We start from the raw sequence: 13,537 nt of genomic DNA on the forward strand, positions 1-13,537 counted from the left end.
CGTCGATGCCGCCGGACGTCACCGAGTCGAGAGTGATGGACGACGCACCCGCGATCGGAGTCGCGGAGACGAGCGAATTGTCACACTGATTCAGAGTCACGTTTCCCGAGACGCTGCACGCGGCTTGAGCGGCGGACCAACTGGACATCGCGCCGATCAACAGCGGCGTGAGAGCGGTCGAGATCAGCAGACGGCGAGCCGGGGAAGCGGCGAGCCGTGCCTTCCACCAGATAGAATCGCGAGCCGCCATAGTACCTCCAGTCGATCTGCTTGTGGGTCATTTACCAGCCGGCCCATCGAAGCCCTGCTGTCGCCGATATGTTGGGAAGGCGGTGCCGAATGTCGGAAACGGCACCGCCTTTGATTGCTGATCAGAACGTGACGCGGAGGTTCGCGCGGACGCCGTGGTCGGAGATGCTGGAGCCGACCTGGCCGGAGTAGTTGACGCTGAGCGCCGTGCTCGGATTGAGCGCGGTGCCGAGGCCGGCTTCGAACACGGCGACGTCCTTCGCCAGCGGAAGACCCGACACCGTGAACGCATTGCCGGTCGCAAACGCGTTCGTGGCGGTGGGGATCACGCTGTTCATCGTGTGCCGCCAGCCGACCATGCCGTTCGCCGTCACGGCGGTGGTGCCGAGCGTCAGCGCACCGTTGGCACGCAGGCCGAGCGTCGAGAACGTGGCATCGACATTATCGCCAGCGCTGCGCAGCGCAGCCGCCCCGCCCCGCTCGGTGAAGCCCGAGGTGTCGAGGCTGACATAAGCAAGGCCGGCGAACGGCTGCAGTGCGGCGCGGCCGAGTTCGACGGTGTAACCGACATCGCCATAGACCTGCGTGGTGCGGGCGTTGTAGTCCGCGGTCAGCCGGTCGGCGAAGCCGGTCAGCGCGATGGTGCGGGTCGAGGACAGATTGTGCCAGGCGTGATTGGCACCGAAGCTGAGCGCCAGCGCGTTCCAGGCCCGGCCGCCATAGACGCCGATGCTATAGGTGTCGCCCGACACCGAGCCGCGCCCGCCGTCGAGATTGATCGAGGTCGACCCATAGCCGCCGACCACGCCGAGCCGCAGCGCGTTGAACAATTCGCCATCGGCACCGAACAGCACGCCGCCGGCATTGCGACGCACGTCTGCGGCATTGCCATTGCCATCAGCCTTCGCCCACGAGCCATAGGCGCGCGCCCATACCGCCGTGTCAGGTCCGCGCAGCGCCGACTGCACCTGCTGCGAGGTCGCTTCGCGCACGAACCGGCTGTCGTCGAGCAGCGCTGTCTTGGCCGATGCGAAGGCCTCGCCCGAGAGCTGATCGAACGCCGCCCGTGCCGCAGCGTCGGTCGGCGACGCCGCGACGCCGGCACGAAGACCGCCGCCACTCCCCATCGCCTGCAACACGCCCGCGGTAGCGCGCTGATTGGCGGTCAGAGCCACCTCAGTGAAGCCGCGGGTCTGCACCGCCTGCAGATAGACGTTGTTCGGATCGTAGTTGGCGATCAGCGAATAGAACGCCGACACGCTGGTGTCGCCGGTGAGGACGTAGGTGCCGTTGACGCCGCCTGCGGCGGTCAGCACGGTGTAGCGCGCATCCAGCGCGTAAGGCGCAGCGCCATACTTGGTGAGCTTCAGGATCGCGCCAGGCGCAAGCGTCGCGGTGCCGCCGACCGCGATCCGGTCCGACACCGTGCTTCCAGGCACCAGTTCGGCATTGTAGGTCGAGCCCGCCGCCTGCTGATAATTGCCGGTCACTGTCAGCGTGCCGGGGCTGTTGCCGGGCGCGACTGTTGCGCCGGCCTGGGCGTCGACACCGCCGACCGTGCCGGAGCCGGTCAGCACCGCGCCGCTTTCCACCGCCATCACTGCGCCGATCACGCCAGTCATCGTCAGAATGCCGCCGCTCACCTGCATCGTGCCGGTGAACTGCGAGGAGTCGCCGGTCAGCGTGGTGCGGCCGGCGATCGCTTGAATCGAGCCATTGCCGATGATGTCGGATGCCAGTGTGTAGTTGGACGAGGTGTGGTTGAAGACGAGTTGGCCGGTGCCGCTGCCGAACACGATGCGGGACACGGTGATCGTGCCGGGCGCAGCGGCCGCCTGCCCGCTCGCCGCACCGATCGCCAGCACGCCTTGGCCCTGGGTGTCGTAGCCGATCCGAACCTCGTTGTCGGCCTTGAGCTCTGCTCCGTTCGACACCACCACGGTGCCGTTGCCGTTGAAGCCCGCGTAGACATTGCCGAGAATGTTTTGGGTCGGATTGGCCTTTGCCCACAGCCGCGTGCCGCTGCCGGAGACATTGATGATGCCCTGCGACAGCGGGTCCATGCCGGCGCCAACGGTGCCCGAAGTCACCAGGGCGCCATCGGTGACGTTCAGAACGCCGTTGCCGTTCATCGGATCGACGTTGCGTCCCCCGTTCTGGCCGCCAACATAGATGCGCTCAGCGATATCGACTTTCGTGCCGCGGCCCGAGATGTTCATTGTCGTGAGATTGCTGCCGTCCGGTCCTACATAGATGCCGCTGGCATAGAGATAGGCTCCGTTCAGGACGTTGACTGTGCCGCCGGAAGGACTCAGCCACGCTGCAGCGCTCGAATTGGTCGGATCACCGATCTCGACATGGGTGCCGGCGTCTCGGATGGTCACCTCCGCACCAGCGCCGGTGTAGATGCCGACACTGCGAATATAGGCGGCCGCACCGTTGGAAATCGTCAGGCTGCCGGTCGCGCCCGCGGTGCGCGCGATATCGATGCCGCCGGTGCTGGTCCACACCGTCTGCGGACCCGTCACGACCAGCGAGCCATTGCCGCCGCTGCCCGCTTGCCAGGTGGCGGTGGAAAGTCCCAGCCGACGGGTGGTCAGCGAGGCGCCGTTCGACACATTGATGCTGCCGACGCCGCCATCGCGGCCGACGCTCACCTCGTTGGTGTCGGTCCAGCTCGCTCCCGCTCCGCTGAGGGTGACGCTGCCGTTGGCTCCGGCGCCGTCGCCGACCGTAACGGCCGTGCTCGGACTGGAGGAAATGCTGCCGCTGCTGCAAGTGAGGCCGGTCGTATTTCCGGAGATCGTGCAATCCGCCAGCGCCGGCGTACTGCCGAGCACACCCACCGCCAGAAGCGGCGCGAGCGACGTCGTGAGCAGCAGTTGTTTCTTCATCGTGACTTCCAAGAACAAGAGAGAGATCGGAGCGGAACGTCGCCGCGGGAGCAGCGGCTTCAACACGACGTCGGGGACGACGCCGCCAGCGAACAGAATGGCAGCCGGTCGAGACCGGCGGCATTTGGACAAAGCTTCGCCGTTCAGACCGACACAGTCTGTTGAAGCCGGATATCGGAAGTGCGTTGGAGCGAACCGCTAAGCGTTTGTTCGACCGCGCAATGTATCGTTCGAGTCGAGGCCGGCCCGCGGCGAACTAAACGTTGCGGCTCACGATCGGCGCAGAAACAGCGAAGCCTCGGTGCAACGAGCGAAAGCGCCATGCAGCGCTTCGGAAATGATCTTGTTGCCTGTCGCCATCTTGGCCCCATCGACCGTTTCTTTTTGAACATTGCTTTTTGTTTAATTCGGCGGGTTCCATCACGCAACAACATACCTACCGCTTCAGACTGTCGCAGGGATTCTCTGCGGATTCTTGTGGATGTATGCCTCACGGCGCCGCGTGATGTGCCGCCGCGTGAAACGGCGCGGCGCAATCGTCGTCGCCTTGTTACGATTCTCTGTCGCCGCTCGCGGTTCGTGCCTCGCACGTCGTCCGTTTTCGTACGATGATGTACCGACTTAGGGCGGAATCACTCGGCGCATTCGATGCGACGCAGACCAATGACGATATTGAGCCGGTGCCGCCCCTTTCGCAGACTCGCTGCGATGAAGTCGATTGATCGCCCTACTCGTCCGCGTGTTTCAGGATTGCCTTGAGCAGCCCGGGAAAGCGCGCGTTGATGTCGGCTTCGCGTACGACGTTGCGGTGCTCGACGCCCTTCTTGGTGGTGCGGATCAAACCGGCTTCGCGCAGGACGCGGAAGTGGTTCGACAATGTCGACTTCGGAATGTCAGGGCACGGTGCCGCCGCGACACAGGACATGCAGTCGCCTTCCTGAAGCAGCGCTTTGACGATGCGCAGCCGCATCGGATCCGCCAGCGCGGCGAGCACGCCGGCGAGCGAGATGTCCTCGCGAGCGGGATGAACGAACTGCACCATGAAAAAGATATAGGCGCCCCCTTGATCTGGTTCAATAGTCCCATACTTCCGAACTACTGAACCGAAGGCCACCCGTCAGCGGTGGCCGCACCTCCGATCAGGAACCGAACGATCATGACCAAGACACTGCAAGGCAAAGTGGCGCTGGTGACCGGCGCATCGAAGGGCATCGGCGCGGAGATCGCGCTGAAGCTGGCGGCCGAAGGGGCGGCGGTCGCCGTCAACTACGCGTCCAGCAAACAGGGCGCAGACGACGTCGTTCACAAGATCACTGCGCAGGGCGGCAAGGCGATCGCGGTCGGCGGCAGCGTCGCCGATCCCAAGGCTGCACAAGCGATCGTCGACGCGACCGTGGCAGCGTTCGGCCCGATCGACGTGCTGGTCAACAATGCCGGCGTCTATGAATTCGGCGCGCTCGATGCGATCACGCCGGAGCACTTCCACCGCCAGTTCGACGTCAACGTGCTCGGCCTGCTGCTGGTGACGCAAGCGGCGGCGCGGCAATTCAAGGACGGCGGCAGCGTCGTCAACATCTCCTCCGGCGTCTCCACGATCGCGATGCCGAACACCGCGGTGTACGGCGCCACCAAGGCGTCGGTCGATCTGATCACGGCGGTGCTGGCGAAGGAACTGGCGCCACGAAAGATCCGCGTCAACGCGGTCAATCCCGGCATGGTCGTCACCGAGGGCGTCAAAGCTGCGGGCTTTCACGACGGCGAGATGCGAAAGCAAGTCGAAGCGATTACCCCACTCGGCCGCGTCGGCGAAGCCGCAGAGATCGCTTCGGTGGTTGCCTTCCTCGCCTCCGACGGCGCCTCTTACGTGACGGGCGAGACGCTGCACGTCACCGGCGGCCTCAAGTAAGCGCGGGCAGCTACGCTCAAAGCTTTGGCGGCAGCGCCGGAGCTTTCTCGCTGCCACTGCGTCGGCTGTCGCACCGATCTGCGACGAGGCGCCGCGCCCGATGAACCAAACGCTTTGCTCGTCGTTACTGCCTACCGGCCATCTTGGACATCGAGGCCGAAAAGGAGAACGCGTTTGAAGACAACTGCCCTTGCTGCCGCTGCTGCGCTGTTTCTGGGTCTTGGAGCGCTCAGTGCTCCAGCCTCTGCCGCCACGCCCGCCGGGGCCTCGCAGCCGCTGGTCGCCGCTCCGATGACCGACGTTTCTGCGCAGCGTTACGTCGAGCGGCGGCGGGTGATCCGCCGTGGCCCGCACTGCACGATGCGGAAGGTCGTCACCCGCGGTCCGCACGGCCACCGCGTGGTTCGCACCACCCGCGTCTGCCGCTGATTGGCGAATCGGCGGCGTTAAAGCTCCGCATCGAAACAAGAGGGCGGATCTCGATCCGCCCTCTTCGCATTTCAGAAACTGACCTAAGCCTTCTTCACCAGCGATCGAAGTTGCGGCCGACGCGGCTGTCGTCGTCGACCTCCTGGAAGTCCTGGGGCGCCTGACGGCGCACCGTGCGGAGCGGCCTCTGGTTGTTGGTTTTTGGCGGATTGAACACCACGTAGCACGCCGGGCTCAGCCGCGGCCCTGCCTCACGCAGGCAGCTTTCGATTCGAGACGCGTCGGGAATGAACTGGCCGCAGAGACGGAAGGCGTCGGGCGTGCAGGCTTCGCGCTGCGCGGCCGTGCCTTGATCCTGCGCGACGGCGGAGCCGCTGGCGGCGACGGTGAACGCAAACACGGCAGCAGACAGGCGTGGGGTCATGGTCGATCTCCCTTTGATCGACCAAGTGCGAGCCCGGCCAACTGGTTCCGGCCGGAGCGTTCACGGATTGTGGAGAGAAGGCAGTTTGGGCGCGCCGCTCGCGGCGGCGGCCCGGGCTACGTGGTGGTTCAGCCTGGTCAGGTCAGGCTGCCGACCACCACCAGGCGCTTGACCTCGCCGCGCTTGAACGCCTGCAGGAATGCGTTGTAGTCCTTGAACGAGACGCAGCCGTTGGAGTCGCCGCGCGGCCCGAGCATGTAGGTGTGAGCCAGCAGACCGGTGCGGCCGTAGATCACGTCCTCGCCGCCGACCGGCGTGAGACGGATCGCGGCAACACCGTGGAACAGCTTCTCGCGCATCTTCAGGTCGTAGATGTGCGGCGGGGTGGCGCCCTGCATCTTCACGCTGACGTGGCGGGGGTCGTCCATCCGGGCGCCGAGGCCGGAATGCGCCTCGAGCTTGGAGCCGTCCGGCATGTACACCATCTTGGCGGTGATGTCGTAGACAGCGGTGTAGCGATCTTCGTCGGAGGGATTGAAGGCGCTGTCGCGAACCTGACCAACGTCCATGTCGCTGGTGTCGGCCGAGGCGTAAGCGAGCGCCGGGCTGTCGACCTTGCCGAACAGCTTCTCGAAGAAGCTGGACTTGTGGTTCTGCGCGGACATCAGAATCGCCGACTTGGCGCGGGCGACCAGGGCTTCGTGGCTGAAGGGGTTGCGCGACGGATTGCGCGGCGTGACGGCGGCAACCGACTTGGTGCGCTGCGGCGGCAGCGGCACGTTCATCGCTTCCTTCACCGGCGACGGCGGCGGCGCGACGCCGACCTTGGCGTCGTCCTCGGTCTCGGCCGCCGCGGGACGATTTTGCCCGGGCTGTTTGAACCGATCGGGCTGGAAGCCGAACGAATAGGAAGGATCGAGCAGAGCGTAATAGCGATGGCCGGTCTTGGCGGGCTCGGAGGCCTGGACGCTGGCGGTAACCGGAACGTCGGTCGGATCGGCGGACGCGACCTGGACGCCCTTGCTCTCTTGGCTCTTGAAGGCGGATTTCAGCGCCAGCGAAGCCATGAGTTGCGGCGCAGCCTCAGCGGCGGCGGCAAGCGGTTCGAACCGTGCGGAGAACGAGGTGCGTTCGATCGAGGAGCGCGTGCTCTGATCGTCCCGCAAAGAGCCGACGGTCGGATAGATGCTGGCGCCGACGGTGTTGGCATAAACCGTCCAGACGCAACCGATCACCGGCAGCGCGATTCCGATCGCGCCGAGCGATTTCCGAAACCCCATGTAGCGGGCCCCACGTTGGTTGGACAGCGATCGCCGCCCCGTGCCGACTGTCATTCGCTCACTTCCCGACTTTCCCCATCGGTCAGCGGCGAACCAAGATACCGCATACAGATGTGGCAGAACAGAGGAGCGCGATTAAGGCGGGTTTTAGTTAAATGCAGTTTAAGCGGCCTCGAATGGGAACCATGCTCCGTTATGGTTAACGGATGGTTACGACCCTTCCTGGCTCATTTTTGATTTAATATCAATAACTTAATTGAAAGCGCGCAGTGCTGGAGGCCGCAGCTCCTGCCCGCTAAGTCCGCGAAGTCCAATCCTCGTAGTATTACGCGGAGCCGACCCCGGCCGGACTTCCCCCGCTTCCGCGGCGCTTCGGCGCAGGACGGCACGACTCGCCGGCCATGGCATACCGGTTGCATCTGAGCCGCGTTCTTACGTTTTGAGGCCCAGAATGTCAGCTTCCTTCGATCGTTATGTCAGCTTCAAACACTGCGACTGGGAGGGTCGCTCCGAGCGGGTGATGCAGCGGCTCCAGCGCCACGTCGATGCCGGCGAGAACCCGTTCTGGGCGTACTTTGCCCAGAAGCGCGCCGAGCTGCGCGACAAGCAGGGTCTCGACGACCTGCGCATCCTCCACAATTATCTGCCGACGCTGCGCGAGCTGCTCGAAGACAATGGCGACCTCGAAACCCTCGAGATGCTGGAAGATCTCGAGGCCAACCTGATGTGAGCCGGTGAGCACCGCCGCAGCGGCTCAGGTGTAACGCAAGCGTGGATACCAATCGGTGCCCCGTCCCTCCGGGGTGACATCGAAAATGGTCCACAGCGGCATCAGGTCCGGGGCCCCGCGTGGGTCCTGGCCCGGATCTGACGTCGTGCCGGTCATCTCGCCACCCCAGAAGTGTCGGATCGTGCCATCGCGGCGCGTGAAGACGTTGAACGCCGGCACCTCGTCGCCGCTGGGCGTGAGGGCGTGATAGTCGTGGCTGAACGCACCGGTCATGTCAGTGAACAACGGCAGGTAATGCCAGCCGCGCTGCCGCTTGAACGCCACCAGACGATCGATCGGCGACCGCGCGACGACTGCCAGCGCCACCCGCTGGGTGATGTCCGGCACCTCGCCGTCCCAGGCGCTCAGCAGCGAGGTGCACATCGGGCACGGCTCGGCGCGCTGCGGGCCATACATGAAGTTGTAAACGACGAGGCTCTGCTTGCCGCCGAACAGGCCGGCGAAGTCGGTCCGCCCGCCCTCGCCTTCGAAAGCGTAGGGCCTTATGACCTCGCCACCCAGCGGCAGTTGCCGGCGCTGCGCGGCAACGCGCTCGATGTGACGGCGCAGTTCGATCTCTTCGGCGAGCAGCGCCTCGCGCGCGCGGCGATACTCGGCACTCTCATTCGGATAGCGCACGCCGCTGGCACGGGCGAGGTCGATCGCAGGCATCAGCATCATGACGGGTCCTTCGGTCCATGGTGTCTCCATGGGACGAATGAGCGCCCGCCAATCCGACAGCTGCCAAACAACCGCCGGTCGGGAACCGGCTAGGTCGAGCGACCGGACGCCGTGAGGAAATCGAAGTCGCAGCCCTCGTCGGCCTGCAACACCGCGTCGTGGAACAACTGCGCGTAGCCGCGTCCCGGGCGGGTCGCAGCAGTCACCGGCAGCGCGGCACGGCGGCGGATGAGCTCGGCGTCGTCGACCAGCAGGTCGATCCGGCGCGCGGCGACGTCGAGGGCGATCCGGTCGCCGGTCTGCACCAGCGCCAGCGGTCCGCCCTCGGCGCTTTCCGGCGTGATGTGCAGCACGATGGTGCCGAACGCAGTGCCGCTCATCCGCGCGTCCGAGATCCGGACCATGTCCTTCACCCCTGCCCGCGCCAGCTTCAGCGGGATCGGCAGATAGCCCGCCTCCGGCATACCAGGCGCGCCCTTCGGTCCGGCATTGCGCAGCACCAGCACATCATCTGCCGTGACGTCGAGATCGGGATCGTCGATCCGCCGCGCCATGTCCTCCAGCGTTTCGAACACCACCGCTCGGCCGGTGTGCTGCAGCAAGCCGGGCGATGCCGCCGCATGTTTGATCAAGGCGCCGCGCGGCGCCAGATTGCCGTGTAGCACCGCAAGCCCACCCTCGCCGCGGATCGGATTATCGCGCGAGCGGATCACGTCCTGCCCCGGCACATCCTCGGCCTGCGCCACCACCTCACGCAGCGTCGCGCCGGTCACGGTGCTGGCGTCGAGTTCGATCAAATCACCGAGCTGCGCCATCAGCTTCGGCACGCCGCCGGCGTGGTGGAAGTGCTCCATGTAGTGCGCGCCGGACGGCTTGAGATCGACCAGCACCGGCACCTGGCGGCCGATCGCATCGAACTCGTCGAGATCGATCCGATGCGGCACACGGCCGGCGATCGCGGTGAGATGGATCAGCCCGTTGGTCGATCCGCCGATCGCCTGCAGCACCACCTGCGCGTTACGGAACGCCGCCGGCGTCAGAAGCTCACTGGGGCGCGGCCCCTTGGCCTTGGCCATCGCGGCGGCGACGCGGCCGCTGGCCTCCGCCGAGCGGAAGCGCTCGGCATGCGGCGCCGGGATCGTCGCGCTCATCGGCAGCGACAGCCCCATCGCCTCGATCATGCAGGCCATCGTCGACGCCGTGCCCATCACCATGCAGGTGCCAACCGACGGCGCCAGCCGCCCGTTGACCGCTTCGATCTCGGCATCGTCGATCTCGCCGGCACGATACTTCGCCCACAATCGCCGGCAGTCGGTGCAGGCGCCAAGCACCTCGCCTTTGTGATGCCCGACCACCATCGGCCCCACCGGGATCACCACCGTCGGCAGATCGGCCGACACCGCGGCCATCACTTGCGCCGGCAGCGTCTTGTCGCAGCCGCCGATCACCACCACCGCGTCCATCGGCTGGGCGCGGATCATCTCCTCGGTGTCCATCGCCATCAGGTTGCGCAAGTACATCGAGGTCGGATGCGCAAAACTCTCGGCGATCGAGATGGTCGGAAACACCATCGGCATCGCGCCGGCCAGCATCACGCCGCGCTTGACCGCCTCGATAATCTGCGGTGCGTTGCCGTGGCAGGGATTGTAGTCGCTGTGGGTGTTGGTGATGCCGACGATCGGCCGGTCGAGCGCGTCGTCCGAATAGCCCATCGCCTTGATGAAGGCTTTGCGCAGGAACAGCGAGAATCCTGAATCGCCGTAAGCTGTCAGTCCCTTGCGCAATCCGTCGGCCATGTTCCGTCCCGCAGCAGTTTCGCTGCACTTGAGGGAAGGGGGACGCCGATGTCAATCGCGGAGGGTCAGGTGATCACCTTGGCCACAACCAGCGCGATCAGAATCGCGACGCCGCTGAGGGCAATGGTCAGGAACTGGCGTCGATGGGAGACGGAAAGCAGCGGGTTCATCGGATCCTTCGCCCTCGTTCGGGCGAGTCGATCGCCCCGGAGCCGCGGCACTTAAGCTCCTTTTAACGACGGTAAGATGAACCAACTACTCGGACGACTACCGGACCACGCCCTCGGCGGCGCGGCGGTTCCTTGGCAGCAATGACGGCGCGGCCGTCCCTAAGGTTGCTGTGACACCGGTCCCAGTGGAGCTGCGGCCGGTCGAGGTGCCGAAGCTGCCTTCTTGGCCCAACGGCCGAACAAACGTTGGCCGGGAATTTCGACCAGCCGTCTGGTCAGCGCCGAGAGGCCGATGATGATCCCAATGTAGGCCACGAAGATCGCGTCCAGCACATAGACGTTCAGGTTGGCGATCACCTTTACCGGTTCGCCGTCGTGGATCTGTTCCACGAGCAAAGGGCGCCCGATCAATTTCTGCCCGATCGTCGCAGCGGTCATGATCATCAAAGCCACGAAGGCGTGCACCATGTAGATCGAATACGACAGCTCGCCGAGCTTGACGAACACCGGCCAGTTCAACATGCGCGAGACCAGCCCGCGCTCGTAAGCAAAGATCAGCACGGTCACGCCGAACAGCAGAGGCGCAGCCAGCGACAACGGCCCTCTTCCGGCGGCAATGACGAAACCACATACCAATGCGACGATGCCGACCTCGATCGCTGTGCCGAAACGCCGGCTCGGCGCGGCCTTTGCGGTCCGGTAGATCAGGTAGGTCAGATGGCCCACCGTGAAGCCGTACAGACAACGAAACAATCCGAAGTCGTAGGTGGTTTCGATACCATGCTTTGAAAACGACGCCACGACCGCAGCTGCGAGCAGCCCAACCGCGGCCAGCACAAACGTCCGGCACCGCGGCATGGTGAGCACGATCAGGCCGAAGACGAGGTAGGTCCAGTATTCGGCCCCAATGCTCCAGCTTGGGAAATTCCAGGTCAGCTTGTCCGAGACATTCACCGCCTGCAGCAGCAGCAGTTGCGCCGGAATCGCAACCAGCGGCCGATAACCTTCTGCGGCGAACGGCGCGTGTCCGGTCTTGAAGCCGATCGCCATTGCCAGCGCGAAATTGACGGCTTCAGCCAGCACGAATGCCGCCAGCACGACGACGTGCAAAGGCCAGATCCGCCCCAGCCGCTTGATCGCGAAGGCAGTGAACTCCGAGCCCGTGTTGAGGCGCCCGAGATACGCGTGGGTGATCACAAAGCCGCTGAGCACGAAGAAGAAATCGACGAACAGAAATGCGTTTCTGATCAGCGGAACGTCGTGGATGTGGCCGAGCACACTGAGATGAAACAGCGCGACCAAGATCGCGCACAGGCCACGCCAACTGTCGAGCGCGCCGAAATGAATGGTGTCGGTTCGTAGCGTCACGGCCATTGGAGCAGCAATGGCAGGCGCTCGAACCTGGATCAATGCACGAGCGTATTAATCATTAACCCCGCGGCGATGCCGGAACCAGACGGCCCCGGCATCGCGCGGTCGCAGTTACGCGGCGTTGAAGCCGGCGATTGCCTTGACCTCGAGATATTCTTCGAGACCGAACTTGCCCCACTCGCGACCGTTGCCCGACTGCTTGTAGCCACCGAACGGCGCGGTGCGTTCGTTGGGCACGCCCTGCAGGTTGACGTTGCCGGCGCGGATCTTGCGGCCGACCGCGCGGGCGCGATCAACCGAGCCAGCCGAGACGTAACCGGCCAGACCGTACGGCGTGTCGTTGGCGAGCTCGACCGCCTCGTTCTCGTCCTTGGCGCCCATGATCACCAACACCGGCCCGAAGATTTCTTCACGCGCGATGGTCATGTCCTTGGTGACATCGGCGAACACCGTCGGGCGCACATAGAAGCCCTTGTTGACGCCTTCCGGCAGGCCGGGACCGCCGGCGACGAGGGTGGCGCCCTCCTCGATGCCCTTGTTGATCAGCGTCTGGATCTTGTCCCACTGGATGCGGTTGACGACCGGACCGATGGTGGTGCCTTCGCCGCGCGGATCGCCCGCCTTGGTCTTCTCGGCGACGCCCTTGGCGATCGCCGCGACCTCCTTCATCTTCGACAGCGGCACGATCATCCGGCTCGGCGCGTTGCACGACTGACCGGAGTTGTTGAACATGTGCATCACACCACCGGTCACCGCCTTGGTCAGGTCGGCGTCCTCGAGGATGACGTTCGGCGACTTGCCACCGAGCTCCTGGCTGACGCGCTTCACCGTCGGCGCCGCACGCTGGGCGACGTCGATGCCGGCGCGGGTCGAACCAGTGAACGAGATCATGTCGATGTCGGGATGTTCGCTCATCGCCGCGCCGACCTCCGGACCGAGGCCGTTGACGAGGTTGAACACACCCTTCGGCACGCCGGCTTCGTGCAGGATTTCGGCGAACAGCAGCGCCGAGGTCGGGGTGAATTCGCTCGGCTTCAGCACCATGGTGCAGCCGGCTGCGATCGCGGGCGCGACCTTGCAGGCGATCTGATTGAGCGGCCAGTTCCACGGCGTAATCATGCCGACGACGCCGATCGGCTCACGCACGATCATCGCCGAGCCGAGCGGCTCCTCGAACTGATAGTTCTTCAGCACGTCGAGCGTCGACATGATGTGGCCCAGGCCGGCGCCGGCCTGCATCTTCTCGGCCATCGGCAACGGCGCGCCCATCTCGTCGGAGATCGCGGCGCCGATTTCCTTCATCCGGCTCTTGTAAATCGCGACCACCTTCTCCAGCAACGCGATGCGCTCTTCGCGGCTGGTCACCGAGAACGTCTCGAACGCACGCTTGGCGGCGGCGACCGCCTTGTCGACGTCGGCCTTGGAGCCGAGCGCAACCTCATACATCGCCTCTTCGGTGGCGGGATTGACGACCGGCGTCGACTTCTTGACGACGGGATCGACCCAGGCGCCATCGATATAGAACTGCATGCGGTTGACCATCGGAACCTCTTGCTTAATCGCGGGTG

General features: G+C 64.9%; 12 protein-coding genes. 3 read left to right on the forward strand and 9 right to left on the reverse strand.

Going from position 1 to position 13,537, the window contains the following annotated elements:
- Positions 1-80: 80 nt before the first annotated feature.
- The 3 genes from DY467_RS26215 to DY467_RS11695 all read right to left on the reverse strand — a co-directional run bounded on the left by DY467_RS26215 (position 81) and on the right by DY467_RS11695 (position 4,185).
- On the reverse strand, positions 81-281 hold the full coding sequence (locus DY467_RS26215; protein ID WP_205502290.1) for a hypothetical protein: 201 nt from the start codon (positions 279-281) through the stop codon (positions 81-83).
- A gap of 90 nt (positions 282-371) precedes the next feature.
- A complete protein-coding gene (locus DY467_RS11690) occupies positions 372-3,143 on the reverse strand; it encodes an autotransporter outer membrane beta-barrel domain-containing protein (protein WP_164636176.1) in 2,772 nt (923 codons plus the stop codon).
- Positions 3,144-3,870: 727 nt separating this feature from the next.
- Positions 3,871-4,185 carry an ArsR/SmtB family transcription factor gene (locus DY467_RS11695; protein ID WP_107344127.1) on the reverse strand — a complete coding sequence of 105 codons (315 nt, stop codon included), beginning with the start codon at positions 4,183-4,185 and terminating at the stop codon, positions 3,871-3,873.
- A 114-nt stretch (positions 4,186-4,299) separates the two neighbouring features.
- Here DY467_RS11695 and DY467_RS11700 point away from each other — a divergent pair, with 114 nt between their 5' ends.
- Together DY467_RS11700 and DY467_RS11705 are read left to right on the forward strand one after the other, a co-directional pair.
- Positions 4,300-5,049 carry an SDR family NAD(P)-dependent oxidoreductase gene (locus DY467_RS11700; RefSeq protein WP_107344126.1) on the forward strand — a complete coding sequence of 250 codons (750 nt, stop codon included), beginning with the start codon at positions 4,300-4,302 and terminating at the stop codon, positions 5,047-5,049.
- Positions 5,050-5,223: 174 nt separating this feature from the next.
- The gene (locus tag DY467_RS11705; RefSeq protein WP_164636178.1) at positions 5,224-5,478 is read left to right on the forward strand and encodes a hypothetical protein; all 255 of its coding nucleotides are present in this window, start codon (positions 5,224-5,226) and stop codon (positions 5,476-5,478) included.
- A gap of 94 nt (positions 5,479-5,572) precedes the next feature.
- Here DY467_RS11705 and DY467_RS11710 read toward each other — a convergent pair whose 3' ends face one another.
- Positions 5,573-5,902, reverse strand: coding sequence for a hypothetical protein (locus DY467_RS11710; protein WP_164636180.1), 330 nt, complete (start codon positions 5,900-5,902; stop codon positions 5,573-5,575).
- Between the two features lie 137 nt (positions 5,903-6,039).
- Complete coding sequence (locus tag DY467_RS11715; RefSeq protein WP_107344122.1) at positions 6,040-7,236, reverse strand: DUF2778 domain-containing protein; 1,197 nt, start codon at positions 7,234-7,236, stop codon at positions 6,040-6,042.
- 397 nt (positions 7,237-7,633) lie between these two features.
- On the opposite strand from DY467_RS11715, the gene cowN reads away from it, so the two are divergent.
- Positions 7,634-7,912 (forward strand): N(2)-fixation sustaining protein CowN, encoded by a 279-nt coding sequence (cowN, locus tag DY467_RS11720; protein WP_164636182.1) that lies wholly within the window; start codon positions 7,634-7,636, stop codon positions 7,910-7,912.
- A gap of 24 nt (positions 7,913-7,936) precedes the next feature.
- On the opposite strand, the gene DY467_RS11725 is transcribed toward cowN, so the two are convergent.
- From DY467_RS11725 to DY467_RS11740, 4 genes are all read right to left on the reverse strand, one after another.
- Positions 7,937-8,632, reverse strand: a complete 696-nt coding sequence (locus tag DY467_RS11725; protein ID WP_164636184.1) for a DUF899 family protein — start codon at positions 8,630-8,632, stop codon at positions 7,937-7,939.
- Between the two features lie 89 nt (positions 8,633-8,721).
- Positions 8,722-10,428, reverse strand: coding sequence for an IlvD/Edd family dehydratase (locus tag DY467_RS11730; protein ID WP_164636186.1), 1,707 nt, complete (start codon positions 10,426-10,428; stop codon positions 8,722-8,724).
- Between the two features lie 329 nt (positions 10,429-10,757).
- A complete protein-coding gene (locus DY467_RS11735; RefSeq protein WP_164636188.1) occupies positions 10,758-11,972 on the reverse strand; it encodes an acyltransferase family protein in 1,215 nt (404 codons plus the stop codon).
- A gap of 108 nt (positions 11,973-12,080) precedes the next feature.
- On the reverse strand, positions 12,081-13,511 hold the full coding sequence (locus tag DY467_RS11740; protein ID WP_011157708.1) for an aldehyde dehydrogenase family protein: 1,431 nt from the start codon (positions 13,509-13,511) through the stop codon (positions 12,081-12,083).
- Positions 13,512-13,537 lie beyond the last annotated feature (26 nt).

The sequence above is a fragment of the Rhodopseudomonas sp. BR0G17 genome (assembly GCF_010907025.1).
Taxonomy (GTDB): Bacteria; Pseudomonadota; Alphaproteobacteria; order Rhizobiales; family Xanthobacteraceae; genus Rhodopseudomonas; species Rhodopseudomonas palustris_H.

Coding starts and splice junctions, on each gene's coding strand:
- DY467_RS26215 (WP_205502290.1), bottom strand. CDS start 281: ATGACCCACAAGCAGATCGACTGGAGGTACTATGGCGGCTCGCGATTC.
- DY467_RS11690 (WP_164636176.1), bottom strand. CDS start 3,143: ATGAAGAAACAACTGCTGCTCACGACGTCGCTCGCGCCGCTTCTGGCG.
- DY467_RS11695 (WP_107344127.1), bottom strand. CDS start 4,185: ATGGTGCAGTTCGTTCATCCCGCTCGCGAGGACATCTCGCTCGCCGGC.
- DY467_RS11700 (WP_107344126.1), top strand. CDS start 4,300: ATGACCAAGACACTGCAAGGCAAAGTGGCGCTGGTGACCGGCGCATCG.
- DY467_RS11710 (WP_164636180.1), bottom strand. CDS start 5,902: ATGACCCCACGCCTGTCTGCTGCCGTGTTTGCGTTCACCGTCGCCGCC.
- DY467_RS11715 (WP_107344122.1), bottom strand. CDS start 7,236: ATGACAGTCGGCACGGGGCGGCGATCGCTGTCCAACCAACGTGGGGCC.
- cowN (WP_164636182.1), top strand. CDS start 7,634: ATGTCAGCTTCCTTCGATCGTTATGTCAGCTTCAAACACTGCGACTGG.
- DY467_RS11725 (WP_164636184.1), bottom strand. CDS start 8,632: ATGATGCTGATGCCTGCGATCGACCTCGCCCGTGCCAGCGGCGTGCGC.
- DY467_RS11730 (WP_164636186.1), bottom strand. CDS start 10,428: ATGGCCGACGGATTGCGCAAGGGACTGACAGCTTACGGCGATTCAGGA.
- DY467_RS11735 (WP_164636188.1), bottom strand. CDS start 11,972: ATGGCCGTGACGCTACGAACCGACACCATTCATTTCGGCGCGCTCGAC.
- DY467_RS11740 (WP_011157708.1), bottom strand. CDS start 13,511: ATGGTCAACCGCATGCAGTTCTATATCGATGGCGCCTGGGTCGATCCC.